General features: G+C 70.4%; 14 protein-coding genes and 1 riboswitch. Of the genes, 5 read left to right on the top strand and 9 right to left on the bottom strand.

The features are described 5' to 3' along the window. Positions 1–156 precede the first annotated feature (156 nt). Both aspS and GWK15_RS24610 read left to right on the top strand, forming a co-directional pair. A complete protein-coding gene (aspS, locus tag GWK15_RS24615) occupies positions 157–1,959 on the top strand; it encodes an aspartate--tRNA ligase (RefSeq protein ID WP_168044083.1) in 1,803 nt (600 codons plus the stop codon). A gap of 34 nt (positions 1,960–1,993) precedes the next feature. Then, positions 1,994–2,854, top strand: a complete 861-nt coding sequence (locus GWK15_RS24610) for an EipB family protein (RefSeq protein WP_168044082.1) — start codon at positions 1,994–1,996, stop codon at positions 2,852–2,854. A gap of 145 nt (positions 2,855–2,999) precedes the next feature. Here the strand turns inward: GWK15_RS24610 and GWK15_RS24605 are convergent, their stop codons facing one another. After that, the gene (locus GWK15_RS24605) at positions 3,000–4,571 is read right to left on the bottom strand and encodes an ABC transporter substrate-binding protein (RefSeq protein ID WP_168044081.1); all 1,572 of its coding nucleotides are present in this window, start codon (positions 4,569–4,571) and stop codon (positions 3,000–3,002) included. Positions 4,572–4,649: 78 nt separating this feature from the next. Further along, positions 4,650–4,757: riboswitch (TPP riboswitch) on the bottom strand. A 79-nt stretch (positions 4,758–4,836) separates the two neighbouring features. Here GWK15_RS24605 and GWK15_RS24600 point away from each other — a divergent pair. The 3 genes from GWK15_RS24600 to GWK15_RS24595 are packed head-to-tail and all read left to right on the top strand — an operon-like array spanning position 4,837 to position 7,255. Beyond that, entirely contained in the window at positions 4,837–6,372 is a 1,536-nt protein-coding gene (locus tag GWK15_RS24600) for a UxaA family hydrolase (protein WP_168044078.1), read from the top strand. After that, positions 6,369–6,635, top strand: a complete 267-nt coding sequence (locus GWK15_RS26655) for a hypothetical protein (protein WP_245211888.1) — start codon at positions 6,369–6,371, stop codon at positions 6,633–6,635. Before GWK15_RS24600 ends, GWK15_RS26655 begins: the two co-directional genes overlap by 4 nt. Further along, positions 6,632–7,255, top strand: a complete 624-nt coding sequence (locus GWK15_RS24595) for a class II aldolase/adducin family protein (RefSeq protein WP_338147330.1) — start codon at positions 6,632–6,634, stop codon at positions 7,253–7,255. The genes GWK15_RS26655 and GWK15_RS24595 overlap by 4 nt, the downstream gene beginning before the upstream one ends. A 7-nt stretch (positions 7,256–7,262) precedes the next feature. On the opposite strand, the gene GWK15_RS24590 is transcribed toward GWK15_RS24595, so the two are convergent. The 8 genes from GWK15_RS24590 to GWK15_RS24555 all read right to left on the bottom strand — a co-directional run bounded on the left by GWK15_RS24590 (position 7,263) and on the right by GWK15_RS24555 (position 12,979). Continuing rightward, positions 7,263–7,847 carry a pyridoxamine 5'-phosphate oxidase family protein gene (locus tag GWK15_RS24590; RefSeq protein WP_209442409.1) on the bottom strand — a complete coding sequence of 195 codons (585 nt, stop codon included), beginning with the start codon at positions 7,845–7,847 and terminating at the stop codon, positions 7,263–7,265. 64 nt (positions 7,848–7,911) lie between these two features. After that, positions 7,912–8,226, bottom strand: a complete 315-nt coding sequence (locus tag GWK15_RS26450; protein WP_168044074.1) for a YdhR family protein — start codon at positions 8,224–8,226, stop codon at positions 7,912–7,914. Continuing rightward, complete coding sequence (locus GWK15_RS24580; protein ID WP_168044072.1) at positions 8,223–8,702, bottom strand: lysozyme inhibitor LprI family protein; 480 nt, start codon at positions 8,700–8,702, stop codon at positions 8,223–8,225. The genes GWK15_RS26450 and GWK15_RS24580 overlap by 4 nt, the downstream gene beginning before the upstream one ends. Next, positions 8,702–9,550 carry a fumarylacetoacetate hydrolase family protein gene (locus GWK15_RS24575; protein WP_168044070.1) on the bottom strand — a complete coding sequence of 283 codons (849 nt, stop codon included), beginning with the start codon at positions 9,548–9,550 and terminating at the stop codon, positions 8,702–8,704. Before GWK15_RS24575 ends, GWK15_RS24580 begins: the two co-directional genes overlap by 1 nt. Positions 9,551–9,635: 85 nt before the next feature. Next, positions 9,636–10,385: an SDR family oxidoreductase gene (locus tag GWK15_RS24570; RefSeq protein ID WP_168044068.1), complete on the bottom strand. Its 750-nt coding sequence runs from the start codon at positions 10,383–10,385 to the stop codon at positions 9,636–9,638. An 11-nt stretch (positions 10,386–10,396) separates the two neighbouring features. Continuing rightward, on the bottom strand, positions 10,397–12,187 hold the full coding sequence (locus GWK15_RS24565) for an IlvD/Edd family dehydratase (RefSeq protein ID WP_168044067.1): 1,791 nt from the start codon (positions 12,185–12,187) through the stop codon (positions 10,397–10,399). A gap of 69 nt (positions 12,188–12,256) precedes the next feature. Continuing rightward, positions 12,257–12,481: a hypothetical protein gene (locus tag GWK15_RS24560; RefSeq protein ID WP_168044065.1), complete on the bottom strand. Its 225-nt coding sequence runs from the start codon at positions 12,479–12,481 to the stop codon at positions 12,257–12,259. Positions 12,482–12,652: 171 nt separating this feature from the next. After that, positions 12,653–12,979: a hypothetical protein gene (locus tag GWK15_RS24555; protein ID WP_168044063.1), complete on the bottom strand. Its 327-nt coding sequence runs from the start codon at positions 12,977–12,979 to the stop codon at positions 12,653–12,655. Between the last annotated feature and the right edge of the window lie 68 nt (positions 12,980–13,047).

The raw sequence follows: 13,047 nt of genomic DNA, 5'->3' as shown, positions 1-13,047 counted from the left end.
CGCCGGGGGGGCGGGGGCGGAGGGGCGGCGCGGGGCGCGCGCGGGCGGGGGCGGTGGGGGGGCGCGCGCTGGGCAGGGGGCGCCCCACCGCTTGACAGCCTCCGCCCGGTCGGTCCCTTTGCGCGCCTTCCATCCGCATCGAGACCGGTTCCGCCCATGCACGCCTATCGCACCCACAATTGCGGCGCGCTTCGCGCCTCCGACGCCGGCAAGACGGTCCGGCTGTCCGGCTGGGTGCATCGCAAGCGCGACCATGGCGGGCTGCTCTTCGTCGACCTGCGGGACCGCTTCGGGCTGACGCAGTGCGTGTTCCCCTCGGGCTCGGTGGTGTTCGACGCGGCCGAGGCCGTGCGGCCCGAGAGCGTCATCACCGTGACCGGCGAGGTGGTGCTGCGCGAGGCCGGCACCATCAACGACAAGCTGCCGACTGGCGAGGTCGAGATCCGCGTCCATGAGATGGCGGTGCAGTCGGCCGCCGAGGTGCTGCCGATCCAGGTCGCCGGAGACCAGGATTTCCCCGAGGAACTGCGCCTCAAGTACCGCTTCCTCGACCTGCGGCGGGAGAAGCAGAAGCGCAACATCCTGCTGCGCGCGGGGGTCATCGCCTCGATCCGCCGCCGCATGATCGAGCAGGGCTTCACCGAGTTCCAGACGCCGATCCTGACCGCGTCCTCGCCTGAAGGCGCGCGCGACTTCCTCGTGCCCTCGCGCAACCATCCGGGCACCTTCTACGCGCTGCCGCAGGCGCCGCAGCAGTTCAAGCAGCTCGCGATGGTCGCGGGCTTCGACCGCTACTTCCAGATCGCGCCCTGCTTCCGCGACGAGGCGTCGCGCGCCGACCGTTCGCCTGGCGAGTTCTACCAGCTCGACTTCGAGATGAGCTTCGTCACGCAGGAGGACGTCTTCGCCGCGATCGAGCCGGTGATCGCCGGCGTGTTCGAGGAATTCGCGGGCGAACGGAAGGTCTACGGCGCACCCTTCCCGCGCATCGCCTATGACGAGGCGATGCTGGTCTATGGCTCGGACAAGCCGGACCTGCGCAACCCGCTCAGGATCACCGACGTCACCGAGCACTTCGCGGGGTCGGGCTTCGGGCTGTTCGCCAAGATCGCGGCCTCGGGCGGCATCGTCCGCGCGGTGCCGGCGCCGGGGGCTGCCGACAAGCCGCGCGGCTTCTTCGACAAGCTGAACGATTGGGCGCGCGCCGAGGGCGCGGGCGGGCTCGGCTACATCCAGTTCGCCGCGGACGGGCCGAAGGGGCCGATCGCGAAGAACCTCGAGGCCGACCGCGTCGAGGCGATCCGCGTGGCCTGCGGGCTGAACGCGGGCGACGCCGTCTTCTTCGCCGCGGGCAAGAAGGACGAGGCGCCGAAGTTCTCGGGCAAGGTCCGCACCCGCCTCGGCGAGGAGCTCGGGCTGATCGCGAAGGACGAATTCCGCTTCTGCTGGATCGTCGACTTCCCGATGTACGAGCTGAACGAGGACACCAAGCAGATCGACTTCAGCCACAACCCCTTCTCGATGCCGCAGGGCGGGCTCGAGGCGCTGAACACGATGAACCCCTTGGACATCAAGGCGTTCCAGTACGACATCGTGTGCAACGGGGTGGAACTCTCCTCGGGCGCGATCCGCAACCACCGCCCGGACATCATGATCCGTGCCTTCGAGATCGCCGGCTACACGGCGCAGGACGTCGAGGACCGCTTCGGCGGGATGCTGAATGCCTTCCGCTACGGCGCGCCGCCGCACGGCGGTTCGGCGCCGGGCATCGACCGCATCGTCATGCTGCTGGCCGACGAGCCCAACATCCGCGAGGTCATCCTCTTCCCGCTGAACCAGCAGGGCGAGGACCTGATGATGCAGGCGCCGGCGCCGGTGCCGGCGGCGCGGCTGAAGGAACTGCACATCAAGCTCGATCTTCCGCCCGCGAAGGGTGCGGCCGGGCCCAAGACACCCTAAGTTCGGGGTCCTGTCCTCTCGCCCGGAGACCGCGATGCGGCCGAGCCTCCTTTCCGTCCTCTGCCTCGCGGCCACCTTGGCGGCGCCCGTAGGCCACGCCCAGGCGCCGGCGGCGCCGTTCGGCACGCCGGTCCCGCAGGGCCAGCAGGTGGAGGCGCGGCACCTGGTCGCGCACCGTGCCGCCTATCGGCTCAGCCTGTCCCGCGCGCGGGATCCGGGGAACATCGCCCGCGCCGAGGGCGCGATGGTCTATGAGGTGGTGGACGCCTGCGACGGCTGGGCGACGCGGCAGCGCTTCTCCCTGACGCTGACCGACCGGGACGGGACCGAGATCGAGACCGCATCGGACTACTCGACGCTCGAGAGCAAGGACGGAAGGCGCATCCGCTTCAGCCTGACGCAGATGACGCAGGGCGCGGTGACGCAGCGCATCTCGGGCGAGGCGCAGATCGGCGCCGACGGCTCAGGCGTCGCGCGCTACACCGATCCCGAGCAGAAGGAGGTGCGGCTGCCGGCCGGCACCATCCTGCCGAACTTCCACACCATCGCCTCGCTCAACGCCGCGCGGGCGGGGCAGCGGCTGCTGGTGGCGCCGCTGTTCGACGGCACCTCGGATGACGGGGCGCAGGACACGACGACGGTGATGTCGGCCTGGGATGCGCCGCGCGACAACGCCGATTTCCCCATGCTGTCGCCCTTGGGGTCGGTGCGCATGCGCATCGCCTTCTTCGACCGCGACGCGCAGCAGCAGGGCGGCGGGGCGACCACGCCATCCTACGAGGTCTCCCTGCGGTATTGGGAGAATGGCGTCGCCGACGAGATGCAGATGGATTTCCGCGAATTCGTCGTCGACGGCCGGATGGTGAAGCTGGAGCCGATCCCGGGCGGCTGCTGATCCTGCGGCCCTCGGCCACCAGGCGGACCGCATCCGCGGCCCTTGGCGTCGCGGAACGCGCCGCGGGTTGCAGTCCCGGACCCCATCGACGTTGCAGGACAACGCCGATGGGAATCCGTCGCGAGGCCGGTCCCGCAGGCTGCCTCTAGCCTCTCCGGAGGTTCCACACGAAGGGGTTCGGCCCCTGCAGCACGCCGGTGATGTCGGACCGGAAGGCCGTGCGCAGGCGGAACAGGCCGGTCGGCGCGAAGGGCACCGCCTCCCACGCCAGGTCCTGCACGCGGCGCATGGCGGTCGCCTGGGCCTCGGCCGTCGGCGCATCGATCCAGGCCTGGACCTGTTCCTCGACCCCCGCATCCGTTGGCCAGCCGAACCAGGCGCGTTCCCCATGCATGCGGATGATGGGCGAGAGCGCCGGATTGGCGATGCCGGCCGCGGGGAAGTTCGTGTTGTGCAGGTTCCATCCGCCCTGGGCCGGCGGGTTCTTGTTGGCGCGGCGGGCGATGGTGGTGGCCCAGTCGGCCTCGACCAGGTCGACATTGACGCCGAGGCGCCGCATCAGGTCCGCCGTCACGCGTCCCTGCTGGGTCACCGCCGGGAAGTCGGTCGGATTGGCGATCACGATGGGCTCGCCGCGGTAGCCTGCATCGCGCAGCGCGGCGCGGGCGCGGTCCATCGCGGCCGGGCCGCGCGGCGCGGGCGGGAATTCCACCACCTGCGGCAGGCCGCAGGGGAAGACGGCGTGGCATTCGCGCCAGTCGCCTTCCAGTGCCACGGCCTGCATGTAGTCCGGCTGCACCAGGATGTCGCGGATGGCGCGGCGCACCTCGACCTTGTCGAAGGGCGGATGCAGGCAGTTGAAGCGCAGGAAGCCGAGGAAGCCGTTCGGGTCGTAGACCTGCGTGGTCACGCCGCGGTCGCGTTGCAGCACGGGCACCAGGTCGGGCAGCGGGTATTCGATCCAGTCGATCTCCCCGGTCCGCAGCGCGGCGGCGGCGGTGCCGCCGTCCATCCAGACCAGTTCGAGGCGGTCGAAGTTCACCACCTTGCCGCCGGCGGCGGCATCGGCGGGTTCGGCGCGCGGGACGTAGCGCTCGTTCTTGACGTAGACGGCGCGGCTGCCCTGGACGAATTCGCCGGCGACCCACTTCCAGGGGCCGCTGCCGGTCATGTCGGTGATCGCGCGGTCGGCGGGCGTGTTCGCCGTGCGCTCCGGCATCATGAAGCAGGGGGAGGCCGCGGGCTTGGCCAGCGCGTCGAGCAGCGCAGGGAAGGGACGCTTGAGCCGGAAGGTGATGGTGCGGTCGTCGGTCGCGACGATCTCGTTCACCGCGCCCATCATCACCTGGCCGAAGGCGTCGCGCACCGCCCAGCGGCGGATCGAGGCGACGCAATCCTTGGCGCGCACCGGCTCGCCGTCGTGGAACAGCAGGCCTTCGCGCAGGCGGATGGTCCAGGTCAGGCCGTCGGCCGAGGTCTCGTGCCCCTGGGCCATCTGCGGATGCGGCCGCAGCGCGCGGTCGGCGCCGTACAGCGTGTCGAAGACGCAGTAGCCATGCGTCGTGACGATGGTGGTGGGGTTGAAGATCGGGTCCAGCACCGCGAGGGCTGCCTGCGGCATGAAGCGCAGCGTGCGGGCGCGGGCGGTCTGGGCCGTGGCGGCGCGCGCGAGGGGCGCGGCGGCGGTGGCGGCGAGCAGCGAGCGACGGTTCAGCATCGTCCCCTCCATGGCCGGGCAGGGGGACGGGGTCCCGCGCATGGCCGCGCGCTGCCCGATGGGGGCCTGAACGCGCGGACGAACGGGTGGCACCGTTCCCTACACCGGTCCGAACCGGATCAGGTTCCATGGGTCGCGGGTGAAGCCCGCCTCTCAGCCCCCGATGGGGCTCCCCAAGGTGTCCATCGCCTTCATGCGCCGAGTGGCCGTGCGGCGCAAGCGGGGTCTAGACTGGTCTCCTTCCGGAATGCCCAGGAACGCCACCATGAGCAGCACGACGCTTTCCCCCGTGATCCGCCTGCACCCCGAGGACGGCGTCGTCATCGCACGTCAGCTGCTGCAGCCGGGAACCGAGGTCGCCCCGGGCGTCACCGTGGGCGCGCGGCGCATCCCCGCGGGGCACAAGGTGGCGGTGCGTCCCATCGCCAAGGGCGAGCCGATCCGCCGCTACGGCCAGATCATCGGCTTCGCCACCGACGCCATCGAGCCCGGCGCCTGGGTCCACACCCACAATTGCGAGATGGGTGATTTCTCGCGCGACTATGCCTGGGGCGTGGATGCGAAGCCGACGGCCTATGTCGACACACCGGCGACCTTCATGGGCATCCGCCGTGCGGACGGGCGCGTCGCGACGCGCAACTACATCGGCATCGTCACCTCGGTGAACTGCTCGGCGCATGTGGCCGAACTCATCGCGCGGCAGTTCGAGCGCAACCCGATCACCGGCGCCGATCCGCTGGCCGAATGGGGCAATGTCGACGGCGTCGTGGCGCTGACGCACAAGACCGGCTGCGGCATGACGATGGACGAGCCGCTGCGCGTGCTGCGCCGGACGCTCGCGGGCTTCGCGCGGCATGCGAACTTCTCCCATGTCATCGCCATCGGCCTCGGCTGCGAGGTGAACCAGCTCGGACCGATGCTCGAGGAGCAGAAGCTGACGGGCCGGCTGCGGAGCATGGACATCCAGGACAGCGGCGGGTCGCGCTCGACCGTGCTGAAGGGCATGGACTTCGTGAAGGAGGTGCTGGCGGAGGCGAATGCGGTGACGCGCGAGCCGGTGCCGGCGAGCGAGCTGTGCATCGCGCTGCAATGCGGCGGGTCGGACGGGTATTCGGGCATCACCGCGAACCCGGCTCTCGGGGCGGCCTCGGACCTCGTGGTGCGGCATGGCGGCACGGTGATCCTGTCCGAGAGCCCGGAGACCTATGGTGCCGAGCACCTGCTGACGCGCCGCGCGGTGAGCCAGGAGGTCGGCCAGAAGCTGGTCGACGTGATGCATTGGTGGGAGCGCTACACCGAGCGCGAGGGGGCGGAGATGAACGCCAACCCCTCGCCCGGCAACAAGGCGGGCGGGCTGACGACGATCCTCGAGAAGTCGCTCGGCGCCATGGCCAAGGCGGGGACGACGAACCTGGTCGACGTCTATCGCTATGCCGAGCCCGTCACCGCCAAGGGCTTCGTCTTCATGGACACGCCGGGCTACGACCCGGTGGCCGCGACCGGGCAGGTTGCCGGCGGGGCGAACATGGTCTGCTTCACCACCGGGCGCGGGTCGGTGTTCGGCATGAAGCCGGCGCCGTCCATCAAGCTCGCGACCAATTCCGCGATGTATGGCCGCCTGTCCGAGGACATGGACATCAACTGCGGCACCATCGTCACCGGCGAGGAGACGGTGGAGCAGTGCGGGCAGCGCATCTTCGAACTGATGCTGCGCACCGCATCGGGCGCGCCGACCAAGAGCGAGGCGATGGGCTTCGGCGCGCAGGAATTCGCCCCCTGGGTGCTCGGGGCGACGATGTGAGTTCCGCGCTGCAGGCGCTTGCCGTCCTTCTCGGTGTTGCGGCGGCGGGTTTCGCCGTCACGGCGCTGGTGGCGGGATGGCGCGCCGTGCGGATCGGCGGATCGCGGCTGCTGTTCAATGGCTGGGACTGGTTCGTGATGTCGGATCGCGTGCCGCCCGAAGCGCGGCCGCTGATGCGCGCGACGCTGCTGCGCTGGTGCTGCGCGATGGGGTGCATGCTGCTCGCCGGCCTCGCGGCGGCGCTGTCGGAGACGGCAGCGTGACGGCGGCGGAGATCGTCGCCGCGGCCAGGCGGCTCGATGCCGCGGGGATGATGCCGTCCAAATCGGGCAACCTGTCGGTCCGCTGCGACGGCGGGTTCCTCGTGACGCCGGCGGGGCTGCCCTATGCGGACCTCACCGAGGCCGACCTGGTGCAGGTCGATGCCGCGGGCGCTGTGCTGCGCGGGCATCGCCGTCCGTCCTCGGAATTGCGGCTGCATGCCGCTGTCCATGCGGCGCGGCCGGAGGTGGGGGCGGTGGTGCATACGCACAGCCCGCGCGCGACGGCCCTGTCCTGCGCGCGGCGCGGCATTCCGTCCTTCCACTACATGGTGCTGATGGCTGGCGGCGAGGTGCGCTGCGCCGAGCACGCGACCTTCGGCACCGAGGCGCTGGCACGGAACTGCGTCGTCGCGCTCGAGGGACGACGGGCGGTGCTGCTGGCGAACCACGGCGTCGTCGCGACCGGCGCGACGCTCGCCGCCGCGCTGACGCTGGCCTTCGAGGTCGAGAACCTCGCGGGGCAGTATCTCGACCTGCTGGCCGCGGGGCTGCAGCCGGTCCTGCTGAACGACCGCGAACTGGCCGAGGCGGCCGCGCAGTTCGCCGATTACGGGCGCTGAGGGCGCCTCACGCCTTCCGGGGCGGCACCACGTCCGCGAAGATCTCGAAGGTCTTCCAGGCGGGTTCGACGCGCGCCTCGCCGCAACGGGGGATGTAGGGCGAGGCGTCCTGCAGCGCGTAGCGCGGGATGTTGCGCGGACAATTGGGGAAGATGTCGTCCGGCGTGACGCGCACCAGCGCCTGCGCGCCTTCGAATTCCGACATCATCGGATCGTCCAGCACCACCCGCGCCGTGCCGTTCACGCGCAGGCGGCGCGGACGGTCCTCCATGGTGATGAAGAGCAGCCCGACATGCGGATTGGCCGCGATGTTGCCGAGGCTCTTGAACATCCCGTTGCCGTCGTAGTCGGGGAAGACGAGCAAATCCGGCGCCGCCACGCGCACGAAGCCCGGATCGCCGCCCTTGTAGGAGCAGTCGGGCCGTCCCTCCGCATCCGCGGTGGCGAGGAAGAAGAAGCGCACCGAGGCGATGAAGGCGGCGTCGTCCTCGGTGAAGGCGGACCGGCGCAGCTTCTCGACCAGGCGATCGGCGAGGGGTCGGGACCCGAAGGCGTCCTGCAGGTCCCGGCTGCCCTGGTGGAACATGACCATGGATGGACCTCCGCGCTGGAAGCGCGAGGACCTTACGCCGTCCCGGGACGATCCGGCCGTGAAATCAGCCGACCGGGCCGCGGGTGATGGCCGTCAGCGGGCCGTCGAAGCTGCGGTAGGTCGCCTCGATGCCGGTGATGCCGGCAGCGGTCAGGCGCGCGGCGTGCTTGCGGTGATAGGCCTCGGCCGCGGCGCGCGAGCGGAACAGGTAGATGCCGCCGGCGCGCTTCTCCTCGGCCGCTTCCGTCCAGATCTTCCACAGCAGGTCGGGCTCGGCGGCTATGTCCGCGGCCAGGGTGCGCATCGCCGCCGCCTGCTCCGGCCCGCCGGGCGGGCGGGCCGGGAAGTCGAAGATGACGAGGGTCGGCCCCTCGCTCACCGCCGCTGCTGTTGCTGCTGCGGGCGCTGCGCGGGCGCCGGCGGCGGGTTCAGGAACTGCTCGATCTCGATCGCGCGGCCCACGTCGAACTGCAGCAGGCAGGCGGCACGGTCGGCGGCGGCATCGGCGCCGCGTTCGGGATTGCTGCCGGCGAAGTCGCAGCGCCGGTCGCGATAGGCGGCCCAGGCGGCCTGGACCTCGGCCAGCGCGGCCCGGCGCGCCGGGTCCTGCTGGGTCGCGAGCAGCCGCTGCACGGCGCTGTCGAGGCGCGGCGCGATGGCCGCCCGTTGGCCGTCCATGCATCGCGCGGCGAGTGCCACGTCCTGCGAATTGCCCATGCAGGTGCGCAGGTTTCGCTCGACCTCGGTGGCGAGGTCGGGCTGGCGCGGCTGCTGCGCCTGGCGCTGCTGTTGCTGCTGCTGCGCCGCGGCGATGCCAGGCGCGAGCAGGACGACGGCGAGGAGCGCGGCGCGCATCACGACGAGGCCACCAGCTTCTGCTGCTGCTCCCCGAGGCCCGCGATGCCGAGGCGCATCGTCTGGCCCGCCTTGAGGAAGACCGGCGTCGGCTTCTTGCCCAGGCCCACGCCCGGCGGCGTGCCGGTGAAGATGACGTCGCCCGGGTTCAGCGTGATGCACTGGCTGACATAGGCGATGACCTGCTTCACGCCGAAGATCATCGTGCGCGTCGAGCCGTCCTGCTGGCGGACGCCGTCCACGTCGCAGAACATCGCGAGGTTCTGCGGGTCGGGGATCTCGTCCTTGGTGACCAGCCACGGGCCGAGCGGGCCGAAAGTGTCGAAGCCCTTGCCCTTGTCCCAGGCGCCGCCGCGTTCGGCCTGCCATTCGCGCTCGGAGACGTCGTTGCCTACGGCATAGCCGGCGACGTGGTCGAGGGCGTTCTCCTCCGACACGTACTTGGCACGGGTGCCGATGATGACCGCGAGCTCGACCTCCCAGTCGGTCTTCACGCTGTTGCGCGGGATGACGACGTCGTCATTCGGGCCCGACAGCGCGTTGAGCGACTTGAGGAAGACGATCGGCTCCTTGGGGATCGGGGCGCCGGTTTCGGCCGCGTGGTCGGCGTAGTTCAGGCCGATGCAGACCAGGTTCTTCATCCCCGTCACCGGCGGGCCCAGGCGCGGATTGCCCGCGACCTTGGGCAGCGAGGCCGGGTCGAGCGCCGCGATCTTGGCGAGCACGGCGGGAGAGAGCGCGTCGCCCGCCAGGTCCGGAATGACGCCCGACAGGTCGCGGATGGCGCCGTCGGCATCCAAGAGTCCGGGCTTTTCCTGGCCGGCGGGTCCGTAGCGCAGCAGCTTCATCGACGTATTCCTGAACCTGTCGTTGGTTGGGGGCGGAGAATGCCAGGGATCGGCCGGGCCCGGAAGCGGCCCGGCCTTACGGGAATTACAGGGTCCAGCCGCCGTCGATGACGATGGACTGGCCGGTGACGAAGGCGCTTTCGTCCGAGGCGAGGTAGACGACGAGGGCCGCCATCTCCTCGGCGGTGGCGAGGCGGCCCATCAATTGCCGCGCGACGAAGGCGGCCCGCGCCGCTTCCACCGAGCCCGCGGCCGCCGCATTGGCGGAGATGCGGTCGTGTAGCGACGGCGTGTCGACGGTGCCGGGGCAGAGGCAGTTGCAGCGGATTCCCTGCGAGACGTATTCCGTCGCGATCGACTTGGTCAGGCCGATCACCGCCGCCTTGGTCGTGCCATACAGGAAACGGTTCGGTGCGCCCTTCACCGAGGAACAGGCGCTCGACATGTTGACGATGCTGCCGCGCTTGCGCTCGATCATCCCCGGCAGGAAGGCGCGGGCCACCTTCCACATGGCGCGCACGTTGAGCGCGAAGCCGAAGGACCATTCATCGTCCGTGCAGGACAGGATGGTGTTCTGGTGTACGAAGCCCGCGCAGTTGAACAGGATGTCGATCGGCCCGGCCTGCTTCGCCGCTTCGTCCACCGCCGCGTCGTCCAGCACGTTCAGCGGGAAATGGGTGATGCCGCGCGCGCCGAGCTCGCCGACCTTGTGGGCGTCGAGGTCGGTGGCGACGACGGTCGCCCCTTCCGCCGCCATGGCGAGGGCGGCGGCGCGGCCGATGCCCTGGCCCGCGGCCGTGACGAAGCAGCGCTTGCCGGCGAGGCGTCCTGTCATGGGCGCGTCCTTCAGTGGTTGTGGCGGCTCTCGCCGCGCGTCTCGAGGATGTTGAGATACAGCGTCGCGGGTTCGAGGCAGCCGCCGGTGCCGAGGCTGCCGACGGAGTTGCGGTAGATCTCCTCCCACGGCGTCTTGTTCAGCAGCTCCGGCGCCTGCCAGGCGGCGCGACGGGCGGCGAGCTCCTCGGCCGGGATCAGCACGTCGACCTTGCGGGTGTTGAGGTCGATGCGGATCGGGTCGCCGTCCCTGAGCAGCGCGAGGCCACCGCCGACCGCGGCTTCGGGCGAGACGTTGAGGATGGAGGGCGAGCCCGAGGTGCCGGATTGCCGCCCGTCGCCCATGGTCGGCAGCGCGCCGACGCCGCGTTTGATGAGCGCCGCGGGCGGCTGCATGTTCACCACCTCCGCAGCACCGGGATAGCCGACCGGGCCGCAATTGCGGATCACGAGGACGGTCTTCTCGTCGATGCCGAGCGCGGGATCGTCGAGGCGCGCGTGGTAGTCCTCGGGACCTTCGAAAACGGCGACCTTGCCTTCGAAGACGTCGGGCGGGTTCGACAGGAAGCGGTCGCGGAAGGCCTTGTCGATGACGGAGATCTTCATCACGGCATTGTCGAACAGGTTACCCGACAGCACGACGAAGCCGGCGCGTTCCTTCATCGGCTTGGCGATGGGGCGGATGACCTCGGGGTCAGGGGCGGGGATGCCGGCGAGGTTCTCGGCGACCGTCCGGCCGGTGACGGTCATCACGTCGCCATGCAGCAGCCCGGCGTCGAGCAACTGCTTCATCACCGCGGGCACGCCGCCGGCGCGGTAGAAGGCCTCGCCGAGGAAGCGCCCGGCGGGCTGGCAGTCGACCAGAAGCGGGATGTCGGCGCCGACGCGCTGCCAGTCCTCGACCGTATGGTCGACGCCCATGTGGCGGGCGATCGCGACCATGTGGATCGGGCAGTTGGACGACGCACCGATCGCGCTCGCCACTGCCACCGCATTCTCGAAGGCCTTCTTCGTCATGATGTCGGAGGGGCGGAGGTTCGCCTCGACCATCTGCACGATGCGCCGGCCGGTCTCGTAGGCGATCTGGCCGCGCTGGCGATACGGGCCGGGGATGGCGGCGCAGCCGGTCAGCGACATGCCGACCGCCTCGGCCAGCGAGTTCATCGACAGCGCCGTGCCCATGGTCGAGCAATGCCCGACCGAGGTCGCGCTCGCGGCCACCATCTCAATGAAGGTGTCGTTGTCGATCTCGCCGGCGGCGAGCATCTTGCGTGCTTCCCACACGATGGTGCCGGAGCCTGCCAGGCGGCCCTTCCAGTAGCCGTCGAGCATCGGCCCGCCCGACAGCCCGATCGCGGGGATGTTGACCGTCGCGGCGCCCATCAGCTGCGCGGGCGTCGTCTTGTCGCAGCCCATGGTCAGCACGACGCCGTCCATGGGGTAGCCGTGCAGGATCTCGACCAGCGAGAGGTATTGCAGGTTGCGATCCAGCGCCGCGGTCGGGCGCTTCAGCGTCTCCTGCACGGGATGGACCGGGAATTCGAGCGGCACGCCGCCGGCGTCACGGATGCCGGCCTTCACCCGTTCGGCGAGCGCGATGTGGTGGCGGTTGCACGGCGCGATGTCGGATCCGGTCTGGGCGATGCCGATGATCGGGCGGCCGGACTGCAACTCGGCGCGCGTCATGCCGAAATTGAGCATGCGCTCGATGTAGAGCGAGGTCATGCCCGGATCGGTCGGGTCGTTGAACCAGCGCTCGCTGCGCAGCCGGAAGGCTCGTTTCGTCTGATCGCTCTCGGCCATGGCGCTCCCTCCGACCCTTTGCCGGAGCCTGGGGAGAGCGACGGCGAGTTGTCAATCTGGCGCGGGACTTCAACCGCCGGGCAGGACCGGGAGGATCGCCTGGCCGCTCGGGATCCGGTTGGCGCCGGCCATGTCGGAGCCCCAGGCGTGCATCGGCACCGGTGCGAAGGGTGCCGCGGCGCTGGCCACGGCGCGGCGGGACGCGGCATCCGCCCGGCGGGAGTCGAGCGCCACCCCGGCGCCCATCGCGACCAGGCCGGCGGTGCAGAGGATCAGGGCACGGCGGAAGCGCATGGAGCGGTCCTCCTGATGCCGCGCGATCTGCGGCAGGGGGATCATCGCCCGGCGGCGGCCCGGCCGTCGCTGAACCGCTTCAGCCCCGGTACCGGCACGCAAACGGCGCAGCCTGTGGCTGCGCCGTCCGTCGAATGAATCCGATCACACGCCCCGGCAGCGCGGTTCGGATCAGGGGAAGTTGATGTCCGTGAGGTTGCAGGTGTTGATCTGCATCCGTTCGATCGGCTGGCTGTTCTGCGGGACGATGCGGATGTCGTTGACGCATTGGCCGTCCGGCAGGCGGACGATGAAGCTCTGGCCGGGCGCGAGGACATTGGCGCCGAGGCGGTCCTGGCCCCAGTTCCGGTCGGCCGAGGAGGAGACGTAGAGCTCCATGATCGTCACGTTGGACCGGTTGTTGAGGCGGAAGGACGGGTCGGTGGTCTGCGCCTGGGCGGCACCGGCCAGGGCGAAGGTGGCGACGGCGGCGGCGAACAGGCTGCGACGGACGGTCATGGCGGGTCTTTCGGAAGGACCGCCGAATCGGCGGCCCCGCCATTGTTACAGAGTTGGCGTTGCGTGTT

Source organism: Neoroseomonas oryzicola (assembly GCF_012163135.1).
Lineage (GTDB): Bacteria > Pseudomonadota > Alphaproteobacteria > Acetobacterales > Acetobacteraceae > Neoroseomonas > Neoroseomonas oryzicola.
Note: the sequence above shows the minus strand (reverse complement) of the source record. Positions and strands in the feature narration are given on the sequence as shown.

Excerpts from the sequence above, each read along its gene's own strand:
- GWK15_RS24565 (WP_168044067.1), bottom strand. The coding sequence starts at position 12,187 with ATGGCCGAGAGCGATCAGACGAAACGAGCCTTCCGGCTGCGCAGCGAG.
- GWK15_RS24605 (WP_168044081.1), bottom strand. The coding sequence starts at position 4,571 with ATGCTGAACCGTCGCTCGCTGCTCGCCGCCACCGCCGCCGCGCCCCTC.
- GWK15_RS24600 (WP_168044078.1), top strand. The coding sequence starts at position 4,837 with ATGAGCAGCACGACGCTTTCCCCCGTGATCCGCCTGCACCCCGAGGAC.
- GWK15_RS24590 (WP_209442409.1), bottom strand. The coding sequence starts at position 7,847 with ATGGTCATGTTCCACCAGGGCAGCCGGGACCTGCAGGACGCCTTCGGG.
- aspS (WP_168044083.1), top strand. The coding sequence starts at position 157 with ATGCACGCCTATCGCACCCACAATTGCGGCGCGCTTCGCGCCTCCGAC.
- GWK15_RS24580 (WP_168044072.1), bottom strand. The coding sequence starts at position 8,702 with ATGCGCGCCGCGCTCCTCGCCGTCGTCCTGCTCGCGCCTGGCATCGCC.
- GWK15_RS24610 (WP_168044082.1), top strand. The coding sequence starts at position 1,994 with ATGCGGCCGAGCCTCCTTTCCGTCCTCTGCCTCGCGGCCACCTTGGCG.
- GWK15_RS24575 (WP_168044070.1), bottom strand. The coding sequence starts at position 9,550 with ATGAAGCTGCTGCGCTACGGACCCGCCGGCCAGGAAAAGCCCGGACTC.
- GWK15_RS24560 (WP_168044065.1), bottom strand. The coding sequence starts at position 12,481 with ATGCGCTTCCGCCGTGCCCTGATCCTCTGCACCGCCGGCCTGGTCGCG.
- GWK15_RS24555 (WP_168044063.1), bottom strand. The coding sequence starts at position 12,979 with ATGACCGTCCGTCGCAGCCTGTTCGCCGCCGCCGTCGCCACCTTCGCC.
- GWK15_RS24570 (WP_168044068.1), bottom strand. The coding sequence starts at position 10,385 with ATGACAGGACGCCTCGCCGGCAAGCGCTGCTTCGTCACGGCCGCGGGC.